23 protein-coding genes are annotated in these 24641 nt (G+C 59.0%); 21 read left to right on the forward strand and 2 right to left on the reverse strand.

Going from position 1 to position 24641, the window contains the following annotated elements; all coding sequences use genetic code 11:
- Positions 1–153: 153 nt before the first annotated feature.
- The 7 genes from pxpB to nei all read left to right on the forward strand — a co-directional run bounded on the left by pxpB (position 154) and on the right by nei (position 5775).
- Positions 154–810 (forward strand): 5-oxoprolinase subunit PxpB, encoded by a 657-nt coding sequence (gene pxpB / locus ACMGGW_RS04380; protein ID WP_025301874.1) that lies wholly within the window; start codon positions 154–156, stop codon positions 808–810.
- A complete protein-coding gene (gene pxpC, locus ACMGGW_RS04385; protein ID WP_025301875.1) occupies positions 804–1736 on the forward strand; it encodes a 5-oxoprolinase subunit PxpC in 933 nt (310 codons plus the stop codon). Before pxpB ends, pxpC begins: the two co-directional genes overlap by 7 nt.
- Positions 1726–2466: a 5-oxoprolinase subunit PxpA gene (pxpA, locus tag ACMGGW_RS04390; RefSeq protein WP_025301876.1), complete on the forward strand. Its 741-nt coding sequence runs from the start codon at positions 1726–1728 to the stop codon at positions 2464–2466. Before pxpC ends, pxpA begins: the two co-directional genes overlap by 11 nt.
- Before the next feature lie 62 nt (positions 2467–2528).
- Positions 2529–3260: a DUF969 domain-containing protein gene (locus ACMGGW_RS04395; RefSeq protein WP_025301877.1), complete on the forward strand. Its 732-nt coding sequence runs from the start codon at positions 2529–2531 to the stop codon at positions 3258–3260.
- Positions 3257–4276, forward strand: a complete 1020-nt coding sequence (locus ACMGGW_RS04400) for a DUF979 domain-containing protein (protein WP_025301878.1) — start codon at positions 3257–3259, stop codon at positions 4274–4276. The genes ACMGGW_RS04395 and ACMGGW_RS04400 overlap by 4 nt, the downstream gene beginning before the upstream one ends.
- Positions 4277–4284: 8 nt before the next feature.
- A complete protein-coding gene (gene pcp, locus ACMGGW_RS04405; RefSeq protein WP_016928732.1) occupies positions 4285–4929 on the forward strand; it encodes a pyroglutamyl-peptidase I in 645 nt (214 codons plus the stop codon).
- Positions 4930–4983: 54 nt separating this feature from the next.
- The gene (nei, locus tag ACMGGW_RS04410) at positions 4984–5775 is read left to right on the forward strand and encodes an endonuclease VIII (protein WP_025301879.1); all 792 of its coding nucleotides are present in this window, start codon (positions 4984–4986) and stop codon (positions 5773–5775) included.
- 60 nt (positions 5776–5835) lie between these two features.
- Here nei and ACMGGW_RS04415 read toward each other — a convergent pair whose 3' ends face one another.
- Positions 5836–7128, reverse strand: a complete 1293-nt coding sequence (locus ACMGGW_RS04415; protein WP_016928730.1) for a citrate synthase — start codon at positions 7126–7128, stop codon at positions 5836–5838.
- 729 nt (positions 7129–7857) lie between these two features.
- Here ACMGGW_RS04415 and sdhC point away from each other — a divergent pair.
- From sdhC to sucD, 8 genes are all read left to right on the forward strand, one after another.
- Complete coding sequence (gene sdhC, locus ACMGGW_RS04420; protein ID WP_004939893.1) at positions 7858–8247, forward strand: succinate dehydrogenase cytochrome b556 subunit; 390 nt, start codon at positions 7858–7860, stop codon at positions 8245–8247.
- A complete protein-coding gene (sdhD, locus tag ACMGGW_RS04425; protein ID WP_004939891.1) occupies positions 8241–8588 on the forward strand; it encodes a succinate dehydrogenase membrane anchor subunit in 348 nt (115 codons plus the stop codon). Before sdhC ends, sdhD begins: the two co-directional genes overlap by 7 nt.
- On the forward strand, positions 8589–10355 hold the full coding sequence (gene sdhA / locus ACMGGW_RS04430) for a succinate dehydrogenase flavoprotein subunit (protein ID WP_015376974.1): 1767 nt from the start codon (positions 8589–8591) through the stop codon (positions 10353–10355).
- A gap of 16 nt (positions 10356–10371) precedes the next feature.
- Positions 10372–11088, forward strand: coding sequence for a succinate dehydrogenase iron-sulfur subunit (locus tag ACMGGW_RS04435; protein ID WP_025301880.1), 717 nt, complete (start codon positions 10372–10374; stop codon positions 11086–11088).
- A gap of 275 nt (positions 11089–11363) precedes the next feature.
- A complete protein-coding gene (gene sucA, locus ACMGGW_RS04440) occupies positions 11364–14171 on the forward strand; it encodes a 2-oxoglutarate dehydrogenase E1 component (RefSeq protein ID WP_025301881.1) in 2808 nt (935 codons plus the stop codon).
- Between the two features lie 63 nt (positions 14172–14234).
- Complete coding sequence (gene odhB, locus ACMGGW_RS04445; RefSeq protein ID WP_025301882.1) at positions 14235–15452, forward strand: 2-oxoglutarate dehydrogenase complex dihydrolipoyllysine-residue succinyltransferase; 1218 nt, start codon at positions 14235–14237, stop codon at positions 15450–15452.
- 122 nt (positions 15453–15574) lie between these two features.
- On the forward strand, positions 15575–16741 hold the full coding sequence (gene sucC / locus ACMGGW_RS04450) for an ADP-forming succinate--CoA ligase subunit beta (RefSeq protein WP_025301883.1): 1167 nt from the start codon (positions 15575–15577) through the stop codon (positions 16739–16741).
- Positions 16741–17613, forward strand: a complete 873-nt coding sequence (gene sucD / locus ACMGGW_RS04455; RefSeq protein WP_004939878.1) for a succinate--CoA ligase subunit alpha — start codon at positions 16741–16743, stop codon at positions 17611–17613. Before sucC ends, sucD begins: the two co-directional genes overlap by 1 nt.
- 72 nt (positions 17614–17685) lie before the next feature.
- Here the strand turns inward: sucD and ACMGGW_RS04460 are convergent, their stop codons facing one another.
- On the reverse strand, positions 17686–19584 hold the full coding sequence (locus ACMGGW_RS04460) for a 5'-nucleotidase C-terminal domain-containing protein (RefSeq protein ID WP_197832310.1): 1899 nt from the start codon (positions 19582–19584) through the stop codon (positions 17686–17688).
- A 683-nt stretch (positions 19585–20267) separates the two neighbouring features.
- On the opposite strand from ACMGGW_RS04460, the gene cydA reads away from it, so the two are divergent.
- From cydA to tolQ, 6 genes are all read left to right on the forward strand, one after another.
- Complete coding sequence (gene cydA / locus ACMGGW_RS04465) at positions 20268–21836, forward strand: cytochrome ubiquinol oxidase subunit I (protein WP_019454034.1); 1569 nt, start codon at positions 20268–20270, stop codon at positions 21834–21836.
- A gap of 14 nt (positions 21837–21850) precedes the next feature.
- Positions 21851–22990 carry a cytochrome d ubiquinol oxidase subunit II gene (gene cydB / locus ACMGGW_RS04470; protein WP_019454033.1) on the forward strand — a complete coding sequence of 380 codons (1140 nt, stop codon included), beginning with the start codon at positions 21851–21853 and terminating at the stop codon, positions 22988–22990.
- A gap of 17 nt (positions 22991–23007) precedes the next feature.
- Positions 23008–23121 carry a cytochrome bd-I oxidase subunit CydX gene (gene cydX, locus ACMGGW_RS04475; protein ID WP_004939868.1) on the forward strand — a complete coding sequence of 38 codons (114 nt, stop codon included), beginning with the start codon at positions 23008–23010 and terminating at the stop codon, positions 23119–23121.
- The gene (ybgE, locus tag ACMGGW_RS04480) at positions 23121–23417 is read left to right on the forward strand and encodes a cyd operon protein YbgE (protein ID WP_197832331.1); all 297 of its coding nucleotides are present in this window, start codon (positions 23121–23123) and stop codon (positions 23415–23417) included. Before cydX ends, ybgE begins: the two co-directional genes overlap by 1 nt.
- A 130-nt stretch (positions 23418–23547) precedes the next feature.
- Positions 23548–23952 carry a tol-pal system-associated acyl-CoA thioesterase gene (ybgC, locus tag ACMGGW_RS04485; protein WP_025160034.1) on the forward strand — a complete coding sequence of 135 codons (405 nt, stop codon included), beginning with the start codon at positions 23548–23550 and terminating at the stop codon, positions 23950–23952.
- Positions 23949–24632, forward strand: coding sequence for a Tol-Pal system protein TolQ (tolQ, locus tag ACMGGW_RS04490; protein ID WP_004939862.1), 684 nt, complete (start codon positions 23949–23951; stop codon positions 24630–24632). Before ybgC ends, tolQ begins: the two co-directional genes overlap by 4 nt.
- Positions 24633–24641 lie beyond the last annotated feature (9 nt).

Raw genomic sequence — 24641 nt, forward strand, 5'->3', positions numbered from 1 at the left:
TCTTCCCCGGATCCAGCCCGGCCTGTGCGCCGGCTGAATCCTTTTATCGCGCTATTTCCTTATTTTCCTTATGGTTGCGTTCTATTGACAGCCGGGGCCGCGTCACGCATAACTGGTGTGTTTTTCATCGCGATAATAATAAGGAGAATAAGGGTGCAACAAGCACGTTATTACCTGTTGGGTGAAAGAGCGGTAGTGCTTGAACTGTCGCCGCCGGTGACCTTACCGAGCCAGCAGCGCATCTGGGCGCTGGCGGAAAAGCTGAATCACCACCCCGACGTGCGGGAAGTGGTGCCGGGGATGAACAACCTGACGCTGTTGCTGCATACGCCGCAGGCCGACGCCGAAGCGATGCTTGCGTTGCTGCAGCAGGGTTGGGAAAGCAAAGAGCGCCTGACGCCGGAGTCGCGCCAGGTGGATATTCCGGTGGTCTACGGCGGGGAGCAAGGCCCCGATCTGGATGACGTGGCGCGCCATACCGGCATGACCCCGCGGCAGGTGGTGGAATGCCACGCGGCGGCGGCCTACGTGGTCTATTTCCTCGGCTTTCAGCCGGGCTTCTCCTATTTGGGCGGCATGCCGGAAAAATTGGCGACGCCGCGCCGCGCCGAACCGCGTCTGGCGGTGGCGGCCGGCTCCGTCGGCATCGGCGGCGGCCAGACCGGCATCTATCCGCTGGTGACACCCGGCGGCTGGCAACTGATTGGCCGCACGCCGCTGGCGTTGTTCAATCCGCATGAAATGCCGCCGACGCTGCTGCGCCCGGGCGATAGCGTGCGCTTCGTGCCGCAGAAGGAGGGCGTATGCTGATTATTCTGCGTGCCGGCATCTATACCACGGTGCAGGATTTGGGCCGCGAGGGATTCCGCCGCCTGGGCATCAGCACCGGCGGGGCCTTGGATCAACCGGCGCTGAAGATCGCCAACCTGCTGGTGGGCAACGCGCCGGAGGCCGCCGGGCTGGAGATCACGCTCGGCCAGTTCAGCGCCGAGTTTACCCGCTCTGGCTGGATTGCCCTGACCGGCGCCGGCTGCGACGCGCAGCTGGACGGCAAGCCGCTGTGGACCGGCTGGCGCTACCCGGTGAAAAAGGGGCAGCGGCTGGCGCTGGGCACGCCGAAACGCGGCATGCGCAGCTACCTGGCGATCTCGGGCGGTATCGCCGTGCCGGAAATGCTGGGCTCGTGCAGCACCGACATGAAAGCCGCCTTTGGCGGCCACGAAGGCCGTAACCTGAAGGACGGCGATCGGCTGCCGCTGGGCAAATCAGCCGCTCAACCACAACATCGCTGCGGCGTGAAACAGCTGCTGTTCACCAACCGCATCCGCGCGCTGCCGGGGCCGGAGTACGCCGAATTCAGCGAAGAGGCGCAGGATACGTTTTGGCGCACCGCCTGGCAGCTCAGCCCGCAGAGCAACCGCATGGGCTACCGCCTGCACGGCGGTACGCCGCTGGAGCGCACCACCGACCGCGAGATGCTGTCGCATGGCCTGATGCCCGGCGTGGTGCAGGTGCCGCATAACGGCCAGCCGATCGTGCTGATGGCCGATGCGCAAACCACCGGCGGTTACCCGCGTATTGCCTGCGTGATCGAAGCCGATCTCTACCACTTGGCGCAGATCCGTCTCGGCGAACCGATCCACTTCGTTCTCTGCTCACTGACGGAGGCGCAGCGCGCCAAAGCCGAGCAGGATCTCTTCCTTCGACAGATTGCCTGGGGGTTACATGATCGTTGATTTGAACGCCGATCTCGGCGAAGGCTGCGCCAACGATCAGGCGCTGTTGCAATTGGTGAGCTCGGCCAACATCGCCTGCGGCTTCCACGCCGGCGATGCGCAGACCATGCGTCAATCGGTGCGCTGGGCATTGCAGTACGGCGTGGCGATCGGCGCCCATCCGAGTTTTCCCGATCGGGAGAACTTCGGCCGCACCCGCATGCAGCTGCCGCCGGAAACGGTGTACGCGCAGGTGGTGTATCAGCTCGGGGCGCTGGCGGCCATCGCCCGCGCTGAGGGGGGAGTGATGGTACATGTTAAGCCGCATGGCATGCTGTATAACCAGGCGGCGGTTGAACCGGCGCTGGCGGAAGCGATCGCCCGGGCCGTGCAGGCGGTCGATCCGGCGCTGCGGCTGGTGGGGCTGGCCGGCAGCGAGCTGATCCGCGCCGGGGAAAAACTCGGTCTGACCACCCGGCAGGAGGTGTTCGCCGATCGCGGTTATCAGGCCGACGGCACGCTGGTGCCGCGCGGTTTGCCGGGGGCATTGATCGAGGATGACGAACAGGCGCTGGCGCAAACGCTGGAGATGGTGCGCCATCACCGGGTGCGCAGCGTGGATGGCGTCTGGGCCGCCGTTCAGGCGGAAACTGTCTGCCTGCACGGGGACGGCGAGCATGCGCTGGCGTATGCGCGCAAGCTGCGGGACAGTTTTGTTCAACAGGGTATTCGCGTCAGCGCGGAGCAATAAAGCCGTAAAGCAAGACACAACATCACAAGCAAAAAACTATTAGAAAATATCGAGGGAAGACTATGGAACAGGCCGTGAATCTCTGGCCACTGATCGGCATCGCCGCCATCGTGGTCGGATTTGTATTGCGTTTCAACCCGGTGCTGGTGGTGATCGCCGCCGGCATCATCACCGGTCTGGCGGCGCTGATGCCGCTGGACGTCATTCTGGAAAAGCTCGGCGAGGGCTTTCTCAACACCCGCAACCTGCCGCTGATCCTGCTGCTGCCGCTGGCGGTGATCGGCCTGCTGGAGCGCCACGGGCTGAAGGAGCGGGCGCAGGCGTGGATCGCCAAGATCAAAAGCGCCACCGCCGGCCGTTTGCTGATCGTGTACCTGTTCGTGCGCGAGATCACCGCGGCGATGGGGCTGACCAGCCTGGGCGGGCACCCGCAAATGGTGCGGCCGCTGCTGGCGCCGATGGCGGAAGGGGCAACGGAAAACCGCTATGGCGAACTGCCGGAGCGTACGCGCCACCGCCTGCGCGCCATGTCGGCCGCGACCGACAACGTCGGGCTGTTCTTCGGCGAAGATATCTTCGTGGCCTTCGGCGCGATCATCTTCATGCACAACTTTATGCTGGAGTCCGGCGGCATACAGACCGAGCCGCTGCATATCGCGCTGTGGGGCATTCCGACCGCCATTTTCGCTTTCCTGATCCACGCATTCCGGCTGTATCGAATGGATAAACAGCTGAGCGCCGAGCTGACGCAGCTGAATCAGGCGGCGCTGCAGGCGAAGGGGGAGGCGCGATGAACTTCCAGCAACAATATCTCTACTGGCTGGCCGGCGCGGTGCTGCTGATTGTGGCGGTGATGTCCTTCCGCGATCGCGCCAACCCGCGCCGCATCACCACCGGGCTGTTTTGGGGGTTGTACGGCCTGGTATTCCTGGTCGGCGACTGGACTTACCGCCTGCTGGGCGACGTACTGGGCGAGGGCAGTAACGAGAAACGCATGCTGCACATCATCGTTGGCGGGGTGGTGGTGGTGATGGCCCTGATCGCCGGCTTCGGCGGTGTGCGCCTCGGCAGCTATCATCAGCGAACGCCGCAGGAGCGCGAGACCAGCGCCAAGCGTTTGGGCAACAAGCTGTTTATCCCCGCGTTGGCGATCCCGGTGGTGACGGTGATCGGCGTGCTGCTGTTCAACAACGTGCCGGCGTTGCAGAGCGCGGTATTCGGCAGCGGTAACCACGCGACGCTGATCACGCTGTTCTCTATGACCGTCGGCTGCCTGATCGGTCTGGCGATCGCGGTGAAAATGACCCATGAGAAGGCGTTGCAGCCGGTGCAGGAAGCGCGGCGCCTGCTGGATTCGATCGGCTGGGCGTTCATTCTGCCGCAGATCCTCGCCACGCTGGGGCTGCTGTTTACCGTCGCTGGCGTTGGTACTGCGATCTCGCATTTGACCCAGGAGTATCTGGCGGTCGATAACCGCTTTATCGCCGTGGCGGTCTACGCTATCGGTATGGCGGTGCTGACCATGGTGATGGGCAACGCCTTCGCCGCTTTCCCGATCGTCACCGCAGGCATCGGCATTCCGATCCTGGTGCTGCAACACGGCGGCAACCCGGCGGTGATGGCGGCGATCGGCATGTTCTCCGGCTATTGCGGCACCCTGATGACGCCGATGGCGGCGAACTTCAACATTGTGCCGGCGGCGCTGCTGGAGTTGCCGGACAAGAATGCGGTGATCAAGGCGCAGGTGCCGACCGGCGTGCTGCTGCTGTTGGTTAACGTGTTCCTGCTGTATTTCCTGATGTTCCTGTAGGAGTAAGGATGCAAAAAGTATTGATTACCGGCTTTGAGCCGTTTGGCGGCGAACGCCTTAACCCCTCCTGGGAAGTGGTGAAGCAGCTCAATGATATGGAGCTGGTCGGCACGCGCATCGTGGCGCGCCAGCTGCCGTGCGTGTTCGGCGCGGCGCTGGAGGCGCTCAATGCGGCGATCGATGAGGTGCAGCCGGTGATGGTGCTGGCTATCGGCCAGGCCGGCGGCCGCACCGATATCACGATTGAACGGGTGGCGATCAACGTCGACGATGCGCGCATTCCCGACAATCAGGGGCAGCAGCCGGTGGACGAGCCGATCGTCGCCGGCGGTCCGGCGGCCTATTTCAGCACCTTGCCGATCAAAGCGATGGTCAGTTCGATGCGCGAAGCTGGCATTCCGGCCGCCGTTTCGCAGACTGCCGGCACCTACGTGTGCAACCATGTGATGTATGGGCTGCTGCACCGTTTGAGCGGCCAGCGTGAGGTGAAGGGCGGCTTTATCCATATTCCGTACCTGCCGGAACAGGCGGCGGCCCACCCCGGTGCGCCGAGCATGGCGGCTTCGACGGTGCTGTTTGCGCTGGAGCTGGCCGTTTCCATCGCTTTGCAGGTGGAACACGATCTGAAAGTGGTGGGTGGCGCAACGCATTAATCAAGAACACTCCCGGCGCACCGGGCTGCGCCGGGTCTACGCAAGGAGTGGTCTATGCCGGAAGGACCGGAGATTCGCCGGGCGGCGGACAAACTGGCGGCGGCGGTGATCGATCAGCCGTTGACCGCCGTCGATTTCGCTTTTCCTCAGTTGAAACACTATCGCCAGCGTCTGATCGGCGAGCGTATCGTCGCCATCGAGCCGCGCGGCAAGGCGCTGCTGACCCATTTCTCCAATGGGCTGACGATGTACAGCCATAACCAGCTGTATGGCGTGTGGAAAGTGGCGGCGGCAGGAGAGACGCCGGAGACCAAACGCGATCTGCGGGTGCGACTGGAAACCGCCCGCAGCGCGATATTGCTCTACAGCGCTTCCGACATTACCGTCGGGCCGCGCGAGGAAATAGAACAGCACCCGTTTTTGCAACGCATCGGCCCTGACGTGTTGGACATGTCGCTGACGGTAGACGCCGTGGCGGAGCGGTTGCTGACGCCGCGTTTTCGCCGCAGGCAGCTGAGCGGCATGCTGCTCGACCAGGCATTTCTTGCCGGATTGGGCAATTATCTGCGTGCCGAAATCCTGTGGCAGGCCGAACTGGCGCCGCAGCATAAACCGCAGGATCTGACGCCAGAGGCGCTGCGCCGTCTGGCGGAGGCGTTGCTGGCAGTGCCGCGCCTTTCCTACCAGACGCGCGGGCAGGCGGATGACAACCGGCATCACGGCGCGCTGTTTCGCTTCAAGGTATTTCATCGCAGCGGTGAGCCTTGCGAACGCTGCGGCGCGATGATTGTGCGCACCGAGCTGTCATCGCGGCCGTTTTATTGGTGCCCGGGCTGCCAGAAATAACCAAAAAAAACGCCGCCCGAAGGGGCGGCGCTGTGCGGTTTCAGCCAGGAAAGCGGCGGCTTACTTGTTTTTCAGCTGGGATTTGAAATCACGCTCGGCATAGCCGGTGTACAGCTGACGCGGACGGGCAATTTTGATGCCTTCGTCGTGCATTTCGTTCCAGTGGGCGATCCAGCCGATGGTGCGTGCGATGGCGAAGATCACGGTGAACATGGAAGAAGGAATGCCCATCGCCTTCAGGATGATGCCTGAGTAGAAGTCGACGTTCGGGTACAGTTTCTTCTCGATGAAGTACGGGTCGTTCAGCGCGATGTGTTCCAGCTCCATCGCTACCTGCAGCAGGTTGTCGTCCTTCTTGTTCAGCTCTTTCAGCACTTCGTGACAGGTTTCGCGCATCACGGTGGCGCGCGGATCGTAGTTCTTGTACACGCGGTGGCCGAAGCCCATCAGGCGGAAGGAGTCGTTCTTGTCCTTGGCGCGCTTGATGAACTCTGGAATGTGCTCGACGGTCTTGATCTCTTCCAGCATTTTCAGCGCCGCTTCGTTGGCGCCGCCGTGTGCCGGCCCCCACAGGGAGGCGATACCGGCCGCGATGCAGGCGAACGGGTTGGCGCCGGAAGAGCCGGCGGTGCGCACGGTCGAGGTAGAGGCGTTCTGCTCATGGTCGGCGTGCAGGATCAGGATGCGGTCCATGGCGCGTTCCAGCACCGGGTTCACCACGTACTCTTCGCACGGGGTGGCGAACATCATGTGCAGGAAGTTGCCGGCATAGGACAGATCGTTGCGCGGGTAAACGAACGGCTGGCCCAGGGAGTATTTGTAGCACATCGCGGCCACGGTCGGCATTTTGGACAGCAGGCGGAACGCGGTGATTTCGCGGTGACGTTCGTTGTTGACGTCCAGCGCATCGTGGTAGAACGCCGCCAGCGCACCGGTCACGCCGCACAGCACCGCCATCGGGTGCGAGTCGCGACGGAAGCCACGGAACAGATGGGTGATCTGGTCGTGGATCATGGTGTGACGGGTTACGGTCGTCTTGAAGGTTTCGAACTCTTCCGGCGTTGGGGTCTCGCCGTACAGCAGGATGTAGCACACTTCCAAGTAGGAAGATTCTTTCGCCAGCTGCTCGATAGGGAAGCCGCGGTGCAGCAGCACGCCTTTGTCGCCGTCGATGAAGGTAATCTTGGATTCGCAAGAAGCGGTGGAGGTAAAGCCGGGATCAAATGTGAAATAACCTTTGGAACCCAGAGCGCGGACATCGAGGACATCAGGGCCCAGTGTCGGTGTCAATACGCCCAGTTCGATCGGAGCTTCGCTGTCGTTAATGGTTAGCGTCGCTTTCTTATCAGTCATTTACTGTCTCCTTAGCGCCTTATTTTAAAAAACCACTAACAACTGAAATACCTTAAATCTCTGCAGGTTGCCCGCAAAAAATGGTGCGGACGCTAACTCTGTGAGCGACTGCGCAACTGTGCGCGGGTAGGGTACAGAGTGCTGACCAGGCGAACGAGACGGGTGACCAGTTGTTAACGATTCAGAGTAATTCGTTATAGTCTGTTAATCTTACCTATGAGCTGTTCGAAGAGATGTGAACCTATCCCAATAATCTGTTTTTATGTGCTTTATTTGCTTTTGACGCCGGCAAACTCGAGCGGGAAACAACGTCTATTGGGATAGGTTCGCCAAATACACTGTTGCATAACTCGAACCCGGGAGGAAGTGTATCTGCTGACCCATAGCGCATCATAGGACCGTTTGTGCCCCTATATGTAATGGAAATGTTGATCTCTTGTCAAATCAGATAATTAATTTTGCACTAATTGTGAAATCCGTGATCTGAATCACTGTTCGGGGGAAATGTTATCAAAGCGGTTGTATGAGAATTGTAATCAGAATGTGATCCTCCTATACTGCCGCCAGGTCTCCGGATTACCCTGAAGTAGGAGCACCCAGCGTTATAAATGCGCGCCGTTTGAGCACAGAGGATGTTGATGTTTGAGCGCGTGACGTGTAAGGGTTTTAGGCTCTTAACGCTGTCTGATCCCCGCCCAGGCCCGGAGGAAGGAAAATAATAAGAGCTGTGTGGGCAAATACGTGAAAAAACAACGACCTGTCAACTTGGATCTGCAAACGATCCGGTTCCCCGTAACTGCGATAGCGTCTATCTTACACCGAGTCTCTGGCGTAATTACCTTCGTTGCCGTGGGTATCCTCCTCTGGCTGCTGGGCCTGTCACTCTCTTCCCAAGAGGGGTTCCTGCAGGCGGCCGCCATCATGAATAGCTTCATCGTCAAATTCATATTCTGGGGCATCCTCACGGCGCTGGCCTATCACATTTGCGGTGGCATCCGTCACTTGTTAATGGATTTTGGCTACATCGAAGAGAGTTTGGCCGCCGGTACCCGTTCCGCCCAGGTGGCGATCGGTCTGACCGTCGTGCTGTCAGTTCTGGCTGGAGTCCTCGTATGGTAAACAACGTTTCTGCATTAGGGCGCAACGGCGTGCACGATTGGCTGCTGCTGCGTGCTTCCGCGATCATCATCACCCTGTACGTCCTGTATATCCTGGGCTTTTTCGTCACGGCTCCGGAACTCACTTATGACATTTGGCGCGGTTTCTTCGCCACTTCCATTACGAAAGTGTTCACTCTGCTGACCTTGCTGTCGATTCTGGTACACGCCTGGATCGGGCTGTGGCAGGTGCTGACGGACTACGTCAAGCCGCTGGCGGTTCGCCTGGTGTTGCAGCTGGCTGTCGTGGTCGCGTTGCTGGTCTATTTACTGTACGGAACAATCGTAGTGTGGGGTGCTTAAATGAAACTGCCAGTCAGAGAGTTTGACGCCGTCGTAATCGGCGCCGGCGGTGCGGGCATGCGTGCCGCGCTGCAAATTTCCCAAGCGGGCTCGACCTGTGCCCTGCTGTCCAAAGTTTTCCCGACCCGTTCCCATACCGTGTCCGCACAGGGCGGCATTACCGTCGCGCTTGGCAACAGCCACGAGGACAACTGGGAATGGCATATGTACGACACGGTGAAAGGTTCCGACTATATCGGTGACCAGGACGCCATCGAATATATGTGTAAAACCGGCCCGGAAGCGATTCTGGAACTGGAACACATGGGCCTGCCGTTCTCTCGTCTGGACGACGGCCGCATCTATCAGCGTCCGTTCGGCGGTCAGTCGCTGAACTTCGGCGGCGAGCAGGCGGCGCGTACCGCAGCCGCAGCCGACCGTACCGGTCACGCGCTGTTGCACACCCTGTACCAACAGAACCTGAAAAATCACACCACCATCTTCTCCGAGTGGTATGCGCTCGATCTGGTGAAAAACCAGGACGGCGCGGTGGTCGGCACCACGGCTATCTGCATCGAAACCGGTGAAGTGGTTTACTTCAAAGCCAAGGCCACCGTGCTGGCGACCGGCGGCGCAGGCCGTATTTATCAGTCCACCACCAACGCCCACATCAACACCGGCGACGGTGTCGGCATGGCGCTGCGCGCTGGCGTGCCGGTGCAGGACATGGAAATGTGGCAGTTCCACCCGACCGGCATCGCTGGCGCGGGCGTACTGGTGACTGAAGGCTGCCGCGGCGAAGGCGGTTACCTGCTGAACAAACACGGCGAGCGCTTCATGGAGCGTTATGCGCCGAATGCCAAAGATCTGGCGGGCCGCGACGTGGTTGCCCGTTCGATCATGATCGAAATCCGCGAAGGCCGCGGTTGCGACGGTCCTTGGGGCCCGCACGCCAAGCTGAAGCTGGATCACCTGGGCAAAGAGGTACTGGAATCCCGTCTGCCGGGCATTCTGGAGCTGTCCCGCACTTTCGCGCATGTCGATCCGGTGAAAGAGCCGATCCCGGTTATCCCAACCTGTCACTATATGATGGGCGGCATTCCGACCAAGGTGACCGGCCAGGCGCTGACCGTGAACGAGAAGGGTGAAGACGTGGTGATCCCGGGGCTGTTCGCCGTGGGCGAAATCGCCTGCGTATCGGTGCACGGCGCCAACCGCCTGGGCGGCAACTCGCTGCTCGACCTGGTGGTGTTCGGCCGTTCCGCCGGCATGCACCTGCAGGAATCGCTGGAAGAGCAGGGCGTGAGCCGTGACGCCAGCGACTCCGACGTGGAAGCCTCGTTGGACCGTCTGAACCGTTGGAACAACACCCGTTCCGGTGAAGACCCGGTCGAAATTCGCAAAGCGCTGCAGTCTTGCATGCAGCACAACTTCTCGGTATTCCGTGAAGGCGATGCGATGGCCAAGGGCCTGGAAGAACTGAAAGTGATCCGTGAACGTCTGAAGAACGCACGCCTGGACGATACCTCCAGCGAGTTCAACACCCAGCGCATCGAGTGCCTGGAGTTGGATAACCTGATGGAGACCGCGTATTCCACCGCCGTGTCGGCCAACTTCCGTACCGAGAGCCGTGGCGCACACAGCCGCTTCGACTACCCGGAACGCGATGACGCCAACTGGCTGTGCCATTCGCTGTATCTGCCGCAATCGGAAAGCATGACGCGTCGTGAAGTGAACATGCAACCGAAGCTGCGCCCGGCATTCCCGCCGAAAGTGCGTTCTTACTAATTGCGGAGATCGACAGATGAAACTCGAATTTTCCATTTATCGCTACAACCCGGATGTCGATGACGCGCCGCACATGCAGGATTACACCCTGGAAGCGGAAGAAGGTCGCGACATGATGCTGCTGGATGCGTTGATCCAGTTGAAAGAAAAAGACCCGACCCTGTCGTTCCGTCGCTCATGCCGTGAAGGCGTATGCGGTTCCGATGGCCTGAATATGAACGGTAAAAACGGCCTGGCGTGCATCACCCCGATTTCGTCGCTGCGCAAAGGCAACGGCAAGATCGTGATCCGTCCGCTGCCGGGCCTGCCGGTGGTGCGCGATCTGGTGGTGGATATGGGCCAGTTCTATACCCAGTATGAAAAGATCAAGCCATACCTGCTGAACGACGGCAAGAACCCGCCGGCGCGCGAGCACCTGCAGTCGCCGGACCAACGCGCCAAGCTGGACGGTCTGTACGAGTGCATCCTGTGCGCCTGTTGCTCGACCTCTTGCCCATCGTTCTGGTGGAACCCGGACAAGTTCATTGGCCCAGCCGGTCTGTTGGCGGCGTATCGCTTCCTGATCGACAGCCGTGACACGGAAACGCAAGAACGTTTAGATGATCTGGACGACGCTTTTAGTGTTTTCCGCTGCCATAGCATTATGAATTGTGTCAGTGTATGTCCTAAAGGCTTGAACCCGACGCGTGCGATCGGGCATATCAAGTCCATGCTGCTGCAACGCGGCGCATAAACGGAATGAGATGCTGCGCCGGGCTCTTTTCCGGCGCACATCCCATAGGGGAGGGAACCTCTAAAAACTGACCCGCGGCTGCGGCGCTATGCAGCCTGGTTCTTCCGCCGGTTTTTAGAGGTTCCTTGTAAGGGACCGCAAGGTCCATAACAGAACGTATCGGGCCGTCATGGCCGCAAGTACGTCGAGTGAACCGTTTTACGGCAAACCGTATTCATCACGGTAATTATGTTAACCACGGCGAAAACTAAAGCTTCAAAGCTTAAGGGATCATGATGCAGAACGGCGCAATGAAGGCCTGGCTGGATTCCTCCTATCTGGCGGGCGCGAACCAGTCTTACATAGAACAGCTCTATGAAGACTTCTTAACCGATCCGGGTTCCGTTGAAGATAGCTGGCGTTCCATTTTTCAACAGCTACCAACCGCGGGTGTCAAACCCGATCAGCTTCACTCTCAAACGCGCGATTACTTCCGCCGCCTGGCGAAAGACTCCGCGCGCTACAATACCACCATCACCGATCCGGAAACCGACGCCAAACAGGTCAAGGTACTGCAGCTGATCAACGCCTTCCGCTTCCGCGGGCATCAGCATGCCAACCTCGATCCGCTCGGCCTGTGGCAGCGCGAGCAAGTTCCTGACCTTGATCCCGCTTACCACAACCTGACCGAAGCCGATTTCCAGGAAACCTTCAACGTGGGCTCTTTCGCCATCGGCAAAGAAACCATGAAGCTGGGCGATCTGTACGCCGCGCTGAAGCAGACCTATTGCGGGTCGATCGGTGCTGAGTACATGCATATCACCAACACCGAAGAGAAACGCTGGATCCAGCAGCGCATCGAATCGGTGGTGGGGCGCGCCAGCTTTACCGCCGACGAAAAACGCCGTTTCCTGAACGAGCTGACTGCGGCGGAAGGCCTGGAACGCTACCTGGGCGCCAAATTCCCGGGCGCCAAACGCTTCTCGCTGGAAGGCGGCGACGCGTTGGTGCCGATGCTGAAAGAGATGGTGCGCCACGCCGGTAAGAACGGCACGCGCGAAGTGGTGTTGGGCATGGCCCACCGCGGCCGTCTGAACGTGCTGATCAACGTGCTGGGCAAAAAGCCGGCCGATCTGTTCGACGAATTCGCCGGTAAGCATAAAGAACACCTCGGCACCGGTGACGTGAAATATCACCAGGGCTTCTCTTCCGACGTGGAAACCGAAGGCGGCATGGTTCACCTGGCGCTGGCGTTCAACCCGTCGCACCTGGAGATCGTCAGCCCGGTGGTCATGGGCTCGGTACGTGCCCGTCGCGATCGTCTGGACGAAGCGCGCAGCAACATGGTGCTGCCGATCACCATCCACGGCGACGCCGCCATCACCGGCCAGGGCGTGGTTCAGGAAACCCTGAACATGTCTCAGGCTCGCGGTTACGAAGTGGGCGGCACCGTGCGTATCGTCATCAACAACCAGGTTGGCTTCACCACCTCCAACCCGCTGGATGCGCGCTCTACCGAATACTGCACCGACATCGCCAAAATGGTTCAGTCGCCGATCTTCCACGTTAACGCGGACGATCCGGAGGCCGTGGCCTTCGTCACCCGCCTGGCGTTGGATTTCCGTAACACCTTTAAGCGTGACGTGATGATCGATCTGGTCTGCTACCGTCGCCATGGGCACAACGAGGCCGACGAGCCGAGCGCTACCCAGCCGGTGATGTATCAGAAGATCAAGAAACACCCTACGCCGCGCAAAATCTACGCTGACGTGCTGACCGAGCAGAAAGTGGCCAGTCTGGAAGATGCCACGGAAATGGTCAACCTGTACCGCGACGCGCTCGACCGCGGCGATTGCGTGGTTGAAGAGTGGCGTCCGATGAACCTGCACTCCTTCACCTGGTCACCGTATCTGAACCACGAGTGGGACGAAGAGTACCCGAGCAAGGTTGAGATGAAGCGCCTGCAAGAGCTGGCACGTCGCATCAGCACCGTGCCGGAAGCGATTGAAATGCAGTCGCGCGTGGCGAAAATCTACGCTGACCGCGCCGAGATGGCGGCGGGCAACAAGCCGTTCGACTGGGGCGCTGCCGAAACGCTGGCTTACGCGACCATGGCGGATGAAGGCATCCCGATCCGCATCTCCGGTGAAGACGCCGGCCGCGGCACCTTCTTCCACCGTCATGCAGTGGTGCACAACCAGAAAAACGGTTCCGTCTACGTTCCGCTGGCGAACATCCACAGCGGCCAGGGCGAATTCAAAGTCTGGGACTCCGTGCTGTCCGAAGAGGCGGTGCTGGCGTTCGAATACGGCTACGCCACGGCGGAACCGCGCACGCTGACCATCTGGGAAGCGCAGTTCGGTGACTTCGCCAACGGCGCGCAGGTCGTGATCGACCAGTTCATCAGCTCCGGCGAGCAAAAATGGGGCCGTATGTGCGGCCTGGTGATGCTGCTGCCGCACGGCTATGAAGGCCAGGGCCCTGAGCACTCTTCCGCGCGTCTGGAACGCTATCTGCAGCTGTGCGCAGAGCAGAACATGCAGGTGTGCGTCCCGTCTACGCCGGCGCAGGTTTACCATATGCTGCGTCGTCAGGCGCTGCGCGGTATGCGCCGTCCGCTGGTGGTGATGTCGCCGAAGTCGCTGCTGCGTCACCCGCTGGCGATTTCTTCGCTGGACGAGCTGGCCAACGGCACCTTCCTGCCGGCGATCGGCGAGATCGACGACTTGGATCCGAAAGCGGTCAAGCGCGTCGTGCTGTGCTCCGGCAAGGTCTACTACGACCTGCTGGAACAGCGTCGCAAGAACGAGCAGAAAGACGTGGCCATCGTGCGTATCGAGCAGCTGTATCCGTTCCCGCATCAGGCCGTGCAGGCCGTGCTGGAACAATACTCGCACGTGCATGATTTCGTCTGGTGTCAGGAAGAGCCGCTGAACCAGGGCGCCTGGTACTGCAGCCAACACAACTTCCGTGAAGTGGTGCCGTTCGGGGCTTCTTTACGTTACGCAGGACGTCCGGCCTCCGCCTCTCCGGCGGTGGGCTATATGTCCGTACACCAGAAGCAGCAGCAGGCTCTGGTGAACGACGCGCTGAATATTGACTAATGTTCGCTCGCTTGCCGGCCGAGGGCCGGCAAGCAGATGATAAAAAACTTAAGGGAAAGCTAAATGAGTAGCGTAGATATTCTGGTTCCTGACCTTCCTGAATCGGTTGCCGATGCGACCGTAGCCACCTGGCACAAAAAACCGGGCGACAGCGTGCAGCGTGATGAAGTCCTGGTTGAAATCGAAACCGACAAAGTGGTGTTGGAAGTGCCGGCCAGTGAAGCGGGTATTCTCGATGCTATCGTGGAAGAAGAGGGCGCGACCGTGCTGTCTCGCCAGCTGCTCGGCCGCATCCGTCCGGGCGACAGCTCCGGCAAGCCGACCGCTGAGAAGAGCCAAGAGAAAGAAGCCACGCCTGCACAGCGCGCTACCGCGAGCCTGGAAGAAGAAAGCAATGACGCGCTCAGCCCGGCGATTCGCCGCCTGATCGCCGAACACGATCTCGATGCTGGCGCCATCAAAGGCACCGGCGTGGGTGGCCGCATCACGCGTGAAGACGTGGAAGCGCACCTGGCCAAAGGCGGCGCCGCTGCCAAACCGGCCGCCGCCGCTGAAACCGCACCGCAGCCTGTTCTGGCCGGCCGCAGCGAAAAACGCGTGCCGATGACCCGCCTGCGCAAACGCGTTGCCGAGCGTCTGCTGGAAGCGAAGAACAGCACCGCGATGCTGACCACCTTCAACGAAATCAACATGCAGCCGATCATGGACCTGCGCAAGCAGTACGGCGAAGCCTTCGAGAAGCGCCACGGCGTGCGTCTGGGCTTCATGTCCTTCTACATCAAGGCCGTGGTTGAAGCGCTGAAGCGCTTCCCGGAAGTGAACGCGTCGATCGACGGTTCCGACGTGGTTTACCACAACTACTTCGACATCAGCATCGCGGTTTCTACCCCGCGCGGCCTGGTGACGCCGGTACTGCGCGATGTAGACGCCATGAGCATGGCTGACATCGAGAAGAAAATCAAAGAGCTGGCCGTTAAGGGCCGCGACGGCAAACTGACCGTTGAAGAGCTGACCGGCGGTAACTTCACCATTACCAACGGCGGCGTATTCGGCTCCCTGATGTCTACCCCGATCATCAACCCGCCGCAGAGCGCCATCCTGGGCATGCACGCCATCAAAGATCGCCCAATGGCGGTCAATGGTCAGGTGGTGATCCAGCCGATGATGTATCTGGCGCTGTCTTATGACCACCGCCTGATCGACGGTAAAGAATCCGTCGGTTATCTGGTGACGGTCAAAGAGATGCTGGAAGATCCGGCTCGTCTGCTGCTGGACGTCTAGTAACCCTTGCCGGGCGCGGCGTGCCGCGCCCGCACTCTGTGCTATGTGGCCGGAAAACCATGCGGTTTACCGCGTAATAATGGTCCGGCTAAAAACCTTCAGAACTGAATGGATAGAACATCATGAATTTACACGAATATCAGGCAAAACAGCTGTTTGCTCGGTATGGCATGCCGGCACCAACCGGTTACGCCTGTACCACTCCGCGTGAAGCAGAAGAAGCCGCATCCAAAATCGGCTCCGGCCCGTGGGTGGTGAAATGTCAGGTTCATGCTGGCGGCCGTGGTAAAGCGGGCGGCGTTAAAGTCGTCAACAGCAAAGAAGATATCCGTGCTTTCGCGGAAGCCTGGTTGGGCAAGCGTCTGGTGACTTACCAGACTGACGCGCTGGGCCAGCCGGTTCACCAGATCCTGGTAGAAGCGGCGACCGACATCGATAAAGAGCTGTACCTGGGCGCGGTAGTGGATCGTTCTACCCGTCGCGTGGTGTTCATGGCGTCTACCGAAGGCGGCGTGGAAATCGAGAAGGTGGCGGAAGAAACCCCAGAACTGATCCACAAAATGACCATCGATCCGCTGGCGGGTCCACAGCCTTATCAGGGCCGTGAGCTGGCCTTCAAACTGGGCCTGACCGGTAAGCAAGTCAGCCAGTTCGCCAAGATCTTCATGGGCCTGGCGACGCTGTTCCTGGAGCGCGATCTGGCGATGGTTGAGATCAACCCGCTGGTGATCACCAAGCAGGGCGATCTGGTGTGCCTGGACGGCAAACTGGGCGCCGACGGTAACGCCCTGTTCCGCCAGCCGGAACTGCGTGAAATGCGTGACCCTTCGCAGGAAGACGAGCGCGAATCCCGTGCGGCTCAGTGGGAGCTGAACTACGTTGCCCTCGACGGTAACATCGGCTGCATGGTTAACGGCGCCGGTCTGGCGATGGGCACTATGGACATCGTTAAACTGCACGGCGGCGAACCGGCCAACTTCCTGGACGTTGGCGGCGGCGCGACCAAAGAGCGCGTGACCGAAGCGTTCAAAATCATCCTGTCCGATGACAAGGTGAAAGCGGTTCTGGTTAACATCTTCGGTGGTATCGTACGTTGCGATCTGATCGCCGACGGCATCATCGGCGCAGTGGCCGAAGTGGGCGTTAACGTCCCGGTCGTGGTGCGCCTGGAAGGGAACAATGCCGAACTGGGCGCCAAGAAACTGGCGGACAGCGGCCTGAATATCATTGCTGCGACCAGCCTGACTGATGCGGCTCAGCAAGTTGTTGCAGCAGTGGAGGGTAAATAATGTCCATCTTAATCGATAAAAACACCAAAGTAATTTGCCAGGGCTTCACCGGTAGCCAGGGGACTTTCCACTCCGAACAAGCTATCGCTTACGGCACCAAAATGGTTGGCGGCGTCACCCCGGGCAAAGGTGGCACTCAGCATCTGGGTCTGCCGGTGTTCAACACCGTGCGCGAAGCGGTTGAAGCGACCGGCGCGACTGCCTCGGTCATCTACGTTCCAGCGCCGTTCTGCAAAGACTCCATCCTGGAAGCGATCGATGCCGGCATCAAACTGATCATCACCATCACCGAAGGCATCCCGACCCTGGATATGCTGACCGTGAAAGTGAAGCTGGACGAAGCCGGCGTGCGCATGATCGGGCCGAACTGCCCTGGCGTGATCACCCCGGGCGAGTGCAAAATCGGCATCATGCCTGGCCACATCCACCTGCCGGGCAAAGTGGGCATCGTTTCCCGCTCCGGTACCCTGACCTATGAAGCGGTGAAACAAACCACCGATGCCGGTCTGGGCCAGTCCACCTGCGTGGGTATCGGCGGCGACCCGATCCCGGGCTCCAACTTCATCGATATCCTGAAGATGTTCCAACAGGATCCGCAGACCGAAGCGATCGTGATGATCGGTGAGATCGGCGGCAGCGCTGAAGAAGAAGCGGCAGCTTACATCAAAGAACACGTCACCAAACCGGTTGTCGGCTACATCGCCGGCGTAACCGCGCCGAAAGGCAAGCGTATGGGCCACGCGGGCGCCATCATCGCAGGCGGGAAGGGCACAGCGGACGAGAAGTTTGCTGCGCTGGAAGCGGCGGGCGTGAAAACCGTTCGCAGCCTGGCGGACATCGGCGACGCGGTAAAAGCGGTGCTGAAGCGCTAAGATCTTAGTACGAAATAATAATATCTCGACATGTTTGGCCACCCATTGGGTGGCCTTTTTTATGGGCGAAGATCAGAAATCGTTGAGTGCTTTGATCAGCGCGATCCGATCCTGCAGGCGGCGCTGTTGTACCGGATCCACGGTAGTTTGCTGCTGTTTTTCCAGCGAGGTGAGGGCGGTGCGGTAATCGTCGGCGTTGCGGAACAGCGCGTCTTTGACGTTGATCGAGGCGACGTTGGTGTAGCGGCCATCGTCGGTGGTCGGCACCTGGATAACACCTTCATTGAGCAGCCGTTTGACGATCGCCCGCTGCGGTTCGTACCCCTCCAGGCCGACCAGCTTCCAGCGCTGCGGCGTCACGCCCTGGTACTGGCCGTGTTTCACTTCCGCCAGGTAGCGCAGGGCCAGGTGGCGAAGGGTACCTTCTTCTTCACCGTATTGCGCTTTGCTGTCGAACAGCACCGGGAAGGATTGCCCCTCCAGCGCGCCGCCCTTTTGCGTCAGGTGGCCCATGCGGTAACTGTTCATGCCCAGGCGGATCGGCATGTCGTCGGTGACCGGCGTGCCGTCCGCCAGACGCAGATCGACGATGCGCGAACCGGCGGGCTGGCGCAGATCGATGGTATAGGTGACGCCATCGAAGAAATCGTTGGTGGAATATTTGGACGATCGCCGCGCCGGGTTAAAGCTGTAGGTGACGTCGCCCGGCTGCAGCTGATTGAAATAGCCGGCGGACCACTCCATGTAGCGTTTAAGCGCTTTGCCGTTGAGCTGATACACGGTGATCTCGCCGCCGGCGTATTGGTAGTTAAAGGCGATATCCTTGGCCTTGATGTCGCCGACGTCCAATTTGGCGCGATCGTTGTCGATCTGCAGGGCGATCACCTGCGCCAGCGGCGCATAGTGGCGGGCGGCCTGCTGGAACAGCGCGCTGATGCCGGTATCCTGCACGTGTACCTGAGGAATGCCGCGAAACTCGTCGGCGGGCACCAGATCGCTGCCGCTCAGCTTCGCCACGACCCGGTTGGCGTTGGCGCGCAAAATGTCATGATACGGCTGGTAGAGCGCTTGCATGGCGCTGTCCGGCGCTAGCCCTTTGATCGGGTAGGTGTAGCTGTTTTTGTCGATCAGCGTGAATTTGCCGTCGCGGCGTTCAAACTGCAGGTCGATGCGCGACAGTGCGCGGCCGTATTTATCCGGCTCGGTGATGATGACGCCGTTAACCACCGCTTTATCGATCTTCACATGCATGTGGCCGGCGACGATCGCCGCCAGCTCCGGGTTGGCGTTGGCGATGTCGGCCACGCCGGTGCCGGGGCGCTGGTTCTCGTTGTCGATGCCCATATGCGCCACCAGCACGAACGCGTCGACCTGGCTGTCGATTTGCCTGATGACCTGTTTCACCGCCTGCACCGGATCGGTAAAGTTCAGCCCTTTGATGCGATCGGTGCCCTTGGCGAATTCCGCGGTCATCGGCGTATCCATACCGATAATGCCAATTTTCACGCCCTGGCGTTCGACGATGGTGTAGGCCGGCAGGTAAGGCTTGCCGTTGTCCCAGACGATATTGCCCGCCAGCGCCGCGCCTTTGAACTGCTTGAGCGGCGTAGCCAGTACCGGCAGGCCGAAGTCGAACTCGTGGTTACCCATTACCCAGACATCATAATTGAGCGCGTTGAGGCCCAGCATCATCGGGCTGACGGCCTCATGCTTGAAGGTTTCGACGAAGTTGCCCTGAATGGTGTCGCCGGCGTCCACCAGGATCAGGTTGGGCTGCTCGGCCCGCACCTGTTTGACCCGAGTGGCTATCTGGCTCAGGCTGCCCGCCAGATTTTCCGTGTCGCTGGCGTAGTCCCAGGGCACGAAAGTGCCGTGCAGATCGGAAGTACCCAGCAAGGTGATATTTACCTTTTCGGCGGCCATGACGTTTCCCGAGAGTCCCAATACAGAGGCAAAGATGATTTTTTTCATAAGTTATTGTCACTCAATGTAATTTTAACATTATTGGTCATTTTGCTACAAAATCGCAACCTTTACGATCCCATCGCGAGAAATAGACTAATATTGGAGAGAGATTTGTTGTTTTGTGACTGCTATCACTGTCACGGCTTATTGGAAATAAAAGGTTAATTATGTCGCATAATAAGCGCGTAATAATACAATGGCGGCTCTTTTAAATTACATTTATTTAACACAAAAATATCATTAAAAAACAATTAAACCATTGCGCAACATGACCCTAAGAAAATTATGCGAAATGTGCTGATGAATATGGAAATAAGATGCGGATAGGCTTAAATTGTCTCAGATCAAATTAGCCCGAAGTACCTCTTTCGGCTAAGATTTGACCTGTAACCAAAAGTCTAACCCACGTCACGTAAAAACCTATTTATTGTGTGGGATTGGGCGAGTATCATCCATGTTGTGATTATGGATGGTTGATCTTGTTGCATTTGTTACCCGTTGTCGGTTTTCAGTGGCGTGCTTGTCGAGGGCCCGAGGGGCTATTGGCCGAGTGTGCGGTTGAAAGCGGAGAAGCTGGATCAAATTTGTTGTGTTTAAGGGCATTCACTGCGGGGCGTTACTGGCAGCTTTGAAAGAAGCGTGCCGATAACCGCGTGTCGGAGTCTTCCTGCGAGGAGCAAGGAGTCAAGATGTTTGATATTGTCGAACTGTCGCGCTTACAGTTTGCTTTAACGGCGATGTACCATTTCTTATTTGTCCCATTAACGCTCGGTATGGCGTTCTTGCTGGCAATTATGGAAACGGTATATGTCCTGTCTGGCAAACAAATTTATAAAGACATGACCAAATTCTGGGGAAAGTTATTTGCGATTAACTTTGCTCTGGGTGTGGCCACCGGTTTGACCATGGAGTTCCAGTTCGGGACTAACTGGTCGTATTTCTCTCACTACGTCGGCGATATCTTCGGGGCCCCTCTGGCTATCGAAGGTCTGATGGCGTTCTTCCTTGAATCGACGCTGGTCGGCCTGTTCTTCTTCGGCTGGGATCGTCTGAGCAAGGTGCAGCACATGGCGGTAACCTGGTTCGTGGCTCTCGGCTCCAACCTGTCCGCGCTGTGGATCCTGGTCGCCAACGGCTGGATGCAGAACCCGATCGCTTCGGATTTCAACTTCGAAACCATGCGCATGGAGATGGTCAGCTTCTCCGAACTGGTGCTTAACCCGGTTGCGCAGGTGAAATTCGTTCACACCGTGGCTTCCGGCTACACCTGCGGCGCGATGTTCGTGCTGGGTATCAGTTCCTACTATCTGCTGAAAGGCCGCGACATCGCCTTTGCCAAGCGCTCCTTCGCCATCGCTGCCAGCTTTGGTATGGCTGCCATTCTGTCCGTTATCGTTCTGGGTGATGAATCCGGCTACGAAATGGGCGACGTGCAGAAAACCAAACTGGCCGCTATCGAAGCGGAATGGGACACTCAGCCGGCGCCGGCCTCCTTCACCCTGTTCGGCATTCCCGATCAGGACAAGATGGAAAACTCCTTCTCTATTCAGATCCCGTATGCGCTTGGCCTGATCGCCACCCGCTCCACGGACACTCAGGTCACCGGCCTGAAAGATCTGATGGCGCAGCATGAAGTGCGTATCCGCAACGGGATGAAAGCCTACCAGCTGCTGGAAGAGCTGCGCGGCGGCAATACCGATCCTGCGGTGCGTGCCGAATTCAACAAAACCAAGCAAGACCTGGGCTACGGCATGCTGCTGAAGCGCTATACCCCGAACGTCACCGACGCGACGGAAGCGCAAATCCAGCTGGCGACCAAGGACTCCATTCCGCGCGTGGCGCCGCTGTACTTCGCCTTCCGCATCATGGTGGCCTGTGGCGTGATCATGCTGTTGATCATCGGCCTGTCGTTCTGGAACGTGATCCGCGGCCGCATCGGCCAGAAAAAATGGCTGCACCGCGCGGCGCTGTACGGTTTGCCGCTGCCTTGGATCGCGATCGAGTCGGGTTGGTTCGTGGCGGAATACGGCCGTCAACCGTGGGCGATTGGTGAGGTGCTGCCGACGGCGGTCGCCAACTCTTCGCTGACCGCGGGCGACATTCTGTTCTCAATGGGGCTGATCTGCGGCTTGTACACCCTGTTCCTGGTGGCTGAATTGTACCTGATGTTTAAGTTTGCGCGTCTGGGTCCAAGCAGCCTGAAAACCGGCCGCTATCACTTTGAACAACCGACTGCCGCCGTGCAGGAAGCGCGCTAAACAGGAGTCCACGTATGTTTGACTATGAAGTACTGCGATTTATTTGGTGGGTCCTGGTTGGCGTTCTGCTGATCGGCTTCGCCGTCACCGACGGTTTCGACATGGGCGTCGGCATTCTGGTGCGCATCATCGGCAAAACCGACACCGAGCGCCGGGTGATGATCAACTCCATCGCTCCGCACTGGGACGGTAACCAGGTGTGGCTGATCACCGCCGGCGGCGCGCTGTTCGCCGCCTGGCCGATGGTCTACGCAGCGGCCTTCTCCGGCTTCTACGTCGCCATGATCCTGGTGCTGGCCGCCTTGTTCTTCCGCCCGGTCGGTTTCGACTACCGTTCCAAGCTGGAGAGCAGCCGCTGGCGCAACATGTGGGACTGGGGCATCTTCATCGGCTCCTTCGTGCCTGCAGTGGTATTCGGCGTGGCGTTCGGTAACCTGCTGCAGGGCGTGCCGTTCCACATGGACGAGTACATGCGCCTGTTCTACACCGGCAACTTCTTCCAACTGCTGAACCCGTTCGGTCTGTTGGCGGGCGTGGTCAGCCTGACCATGCTGGTCACTCAGGGCGCGACCTACCTGCAAATGCGCACCACCGGCGAGATCCACCTGCGTTCACGCGCTGCGGCACAGATCGCGACGCTGATCATGGCGGTATGTTTCCTGCTGGCGGGCGTATGGCTGGTGAAAGGCATCGACGGCTTCGTTGTGACGTCGGCGTTGGACACCCTGGCGGAATCCAACCCGATGCGTAAAGAAGTGGCGCATCAGGCCGGTGCTTGGCTGATCAACTTCAACAAGTATCCGCTGCTGTGGGCCTTGCCTGCACTGGGCGTAGTGCTGCCGTTGTTCACCATCCTGTTCTCGCGTCTGGAGAAGGGCGCGCTGGCGTTCGTCACCTCGTCGTTGACCATCGCCTGCGTCATCCTCACCGCCGGGGTCACCATGTTCCCGTTCGTGATGCCGTCGAGCACTGTGCCTAACGTCAGCCTGACCATGTGGGATGCGACCTCGAGCCTGTTGACGCTGAAAGTGATGACCGTCGTGGCGGCGATCTTCGTGCCTATCGTTTTGGCGTACACCAGCTGGTCGTACTACAAAATGTTCGGTCGCCTCGACAAGAACTACATCGAAAACAACAAGCATTCGCTGTACTAAGGATAAGGAGCTAAACCATGTGGTATTTTGCCTGGATTCTCGGAACGCTTCTTGCCTGCGCCTTCGGCATTATCACGGCGCTGGCGCTTGAGCAGAGCGAAGCGACCAAAGCTCAGCAAGACGGTAAGTGATGAGCTCGTCCGTGATTGACAAGCTGTACGCTGTCACCGACAAGGGCCCGATCCGGGCCCTTTCCCTGGTGCTGGCGTTGATTTTGGCGGGGTGCGTGTTCTGGGATCCGACGCGTTTCGCCGCCAAAACCAGCTCGCTGGAGATTTGGGAAGGGCTGTTGCTGATTTGGGCGGTGTGCTCCGGGGTGATCCACGGTTTCGGATTCCGCCCGCAGCGCAGCGTCTGGCGCGCTTTTTTCGCGCCGCTTCCCGCCATTGTGATCTTGTTCGCAGGATTACTTTACGTTTCTTTATAATCTCCCCGATGTCCCCTTGTTATGGGCCCTCACGGCCCATAATTATTTTCATTCCCATCTTGTAACCCATTCCCAACCCGATCCGTCTTGCGTATAGTAGCAGCGTTAAATTGCATTGCTGGGAAGTAGAGTGAGTAATACGTTGTTTCGATGGCCGGTTCGCGTTTACTACGAGGATACCGATGCCAGTGGTGTGGTCTATCACGCCCGCTACGTCGCCTTTTTTGAAAGAGCGCGCACAGAGATGCTGCGTCAGCACAACTTTCATCAACAGCAGCTGCTCAGTGAACAAGTCGCTTTTGTCGTCCGGCGCATGACGGTGGATTATCTGGCTCCGGCTCGTCTCGACGAGCAACTGGAAGTCCAGAGTGAAATCACCTGTCTGCGCGGGGCTTCTCTCACGTTTGCTCAACGCATTGTCAATTCTGACGGGGCCCTACTGAGCCAGGCAGATGTCCTGATTGCCTGTATTGATCCACACCAAATGAAGCCAAGAGCGCTTCCTAAGTCTATTGTCGCGGAGTTTAAGCAGTGACTGACATGAACATCCTAGATTTATTCTTGAAGGCGAGCCTGCTGGTTAAGCTTATCATGTTGATTTTGATATGCTTCTCGGTAGCCTCTTGGGCGATCATCATTCAGCGCACCCGCATCCTCAATGCGGCGACGCGTGACGCCGAAGCCTTTGAAGACAAATTCTGGTCCGGTATCGAGCTTTCCCGTCTGTACCAGGAAAGTCAGGCGCGTCGCGATAGCCTGACCGGTTCCGAGCAGATCTTCCATTCCGGCTTCAAAGAGTTCGCCCGCCTGCACCGCGCCAACAACCATGCGCCGGAGTCGGTGATCGAAGGGGCGTCGCGCGCGATGCGCATTTCGATGAACCGCGAGCTGGAAACGCTGGAAACCCATATTCCATTCCTCGGCACCGTCGGTTCGATCAGCCCGTACATCGGCCTGTTCGGCACCGTGTGGGGGATCATGCACGCCTTTATCGCGCTGGGCGCGGTGAAACAAGCCACGCTGCAGATGGTAGCGCCGGGTATCGCCGAAGCGCTGATCGCCACCGCGATCGGTCTGTTCGCCGCTATCCCGGCGGTAATGGCCTACAACCGTCTCAACCAGCGCGTCAACAAGCTTGAGCAGAATTACGACAACTTTATGGAAGAGTTCACCGCTATTCTGCATCGTCAGGCCTTCTCCAGCGACAGCAAATAAGTAGGAGGT

Origin of the sequence: Serratia sp. BNK-4 (assembly GCF_048685115.1) — a bacterium.
In the GTDB taxonomy this organism is placed as follows: Bacteria; Pseudomonadota; Gammaproteobacteria; order Enterobacterales; family Enterobacteriaceae; genus Serratia; species Serratia bockelmannii.